Genomic DNA, 2,067 nt, shown 5'->3' on the forward strand with positions numbered 1-2,067 from the left:
CATCCCTGGCAAGCCCTTCCGCTTGGGCCAACATGACTGGGATGCTCAAAGCGTAGCGACCCTCCCGATGAGCAGCAAACGCGTCTCGCAGTAAAGGGGCACGGGCTGCACTTTGGTCTGACACACGATCCTCAATGATGGATGCGTGCCCCCTGAAGTATTCAATAAGCCATGCCTCGGCTTCCGCAGCCTCGCCATCCTCCATCTTTTGCGCAATGGCACCGGCCCACTCGTTGACGGCGTATGGATCCAGGCACCACCCCATCGAAAGCAACACTTTGAGATGGCCGCGCGCCTCGTTGGACCAATCACGAATGAGCTCCCTCAGGTCAGGATAGGCCGTCCTGAATGTGAAGGAGCGAGCTAGCTCATCGATACCCCCGAACGTCTGCTCAAATAGTGCCTTTCCTCGATTGAACCCGCTGATCAGCGGATCATCTTGCAGTCGAGCGATGGAGCCCTGTAGATCAAAAGCGCTCTCTATCTCCTCTTTCAGCTTGTCCCTGGAATCGCGATAGTCAGGCACGTTGGCCTGCATTCTTGCCAATGGCTCAAGGATGTCGCGGACCTCGCGAAGCGGGTCTATGAGGCGCATGATCCGATCGGTTTCGCCGAACATTCGCTCCATCCGCCGCTGCTCTTCAAGTAAGCGCCGATAAATTTCGTCACTCATGCTGCCCCCGATTGGTGAAGTATTGGATCGCCCAACTTCCAACTACGTGGATGCGCCCCGAGATGGGCGCGAGCACCACTCATGAGCCTACTAGAAGGTCCTGCCTCGGGGGATTCCTAACCTGAGCGCGGAGCGCCGACAGCATCTGGGATCAGACTTTTCTTACAAAGAATGTGGGAGTCAGCTGATTTCCGGGAGACATTGGTACCCCTAGCCTTTGTCCGACCAGCAACGTGCGACGCCGACCCGAGGTCTAGGCAGTTCCCTCGCACGGGTCGCGCCCAGGCGCCGGCGCGACCGCTGGATTCCTCATCGACTCGCCCAACGCGTCGTAGACGACTCAAGGCCGCCTAGCCTTGAAGATGAATGCTTCAGTTTGCCGCCCTATTGGTCCCCTGAACACCAGTAAACGTGAGTGCCAAGGCTCTACGCTATACTTGGCGACTATGACTAAGGCTCAGCGCCAGCGCCTGATCAATGCGATCTTCTACTTTGCGAAATATACGAAGTTCGCAGGGCAAACCAAGCTGCTAAAGCTGCTCTATCTGCTCGATTTCGAACACTTCAAGCAGACTGGCCGGAGCGTGACCGGTCTTGAATATCAGGCTTGGAGGATGGGGCCGGTCCCCAAGGCGTTCCGTTCTGAATGGAAGAGCGGCTTCAGCCCCGATCTTGCTGCCCTGGTAACCATCCAGCCCGAGGAGACGATTCATTCGGTTCGGGAAACGGTTGTCCCCAATGAGGGCGCGGAGTTCGACGAAGGCGCATTCACCCCTAGGCAGCTTGCGTTGCTTGAAGACATCGCAACCACCTACAGAGACAAGCACGCCCAACAGATGGTCGATATCACCCACACTCAAAATGAGGCGTGGGACAAAGTTTGGCGCGACGGCAAAGGCCAGAACGACGTAATCCCTTACGAGCTATCTTTGGCTGCTGACTGCGGGGAGCGGGAAGATATCTTGCAGGCGGCGAATGAGTATCGTGGATTTGTCGCCGCTATCCGGAATGCAGGACACTAAGGATGGCCCCAGCTCCAGGCGAAGTCTGGCTTTGGAACGATTTCTATGTGGCTGATGACGGTAGAGCGTGCCCCAAGTACGCGGTCGTCCTAGCGATCACGCGAGGAGGAGATATCGTTCTGCGTTTGCTAACGAGTCGGTCGAACTTGAGGCCGATTGAGTGCAAATGCAGCCATGATCATCCGCCTGGCTACCACCTTGGGGTCCTTGACCCAGAGGGCCGCCTCCATGCCGAGAGCTGGGTAGATCTCCGTGATCTGGACGACATCGACCCTTCCGTTTGGCGCAGCCTCGTTGCTAGTGGAAAGCTGAGCCGGCAACTTTGCCTGGACGCCCAGTTGCTTTGCAATGCACTCGCCTGTGCTGCAGAGG

General features: G+C 57.2%; 3 protein-coding genes. 1 reads left to right on the forward strand and 2 read right to left on the reverse strand.

From position 1 onward, the window contains the following. Positions 1-673: hypothetical protein (locus tag EIM48_RS15225; protein ID WP_199728440.1), on the reverse strand; the 673-nt coding region annotated here is incomplete at its 3' end. 446 nt (positions 674-1,119) lie between these two features. Here EIM48_RS15225 and EIM48_RS15230 point away from each other — a divergent pair. Continuing rightward, entirely contained in the window at positions 1,120-1,695 is a 576-nt protein-coding gene (locus EIM48_RS15230; protein WP_125112049.1) for a Panacea domain-containing protein, read from the forward strand. Positions 1,696-1,823: 128 nt separating this feature from the next. Here the strand turns inward: EIM48_RS15230 and EIM48_RS15640 are convergent. Further along, a partial coding sequence (locus EIM48_RS15640) for a hypothetical protein (protein WP_233581718.1) occupies positions 1,824-2,067 on the reverse strand: 244 nt, incomplete at its 5' end.

The organism is Pseudoxanthomonas sp. SGNA-20 (genome assembly GCF_003931635.1).
Lineage (GTDB): Bacteria > Pseudomonadota > Gammaproteobacteria > Xanthomonadales > Xanthomonadaceae > Pseudoxanthomonas.

Bases quoted from the DNA above. Each gene is read 5' to 3' on its own strand.
- EIM48_RS15230 (WP_125112049.1), top strand. From the start codon at position 1,120: ATGACTAAGGCTCAGCGCCAGCGCCTGATCAATGCGATCTTCTACTTT.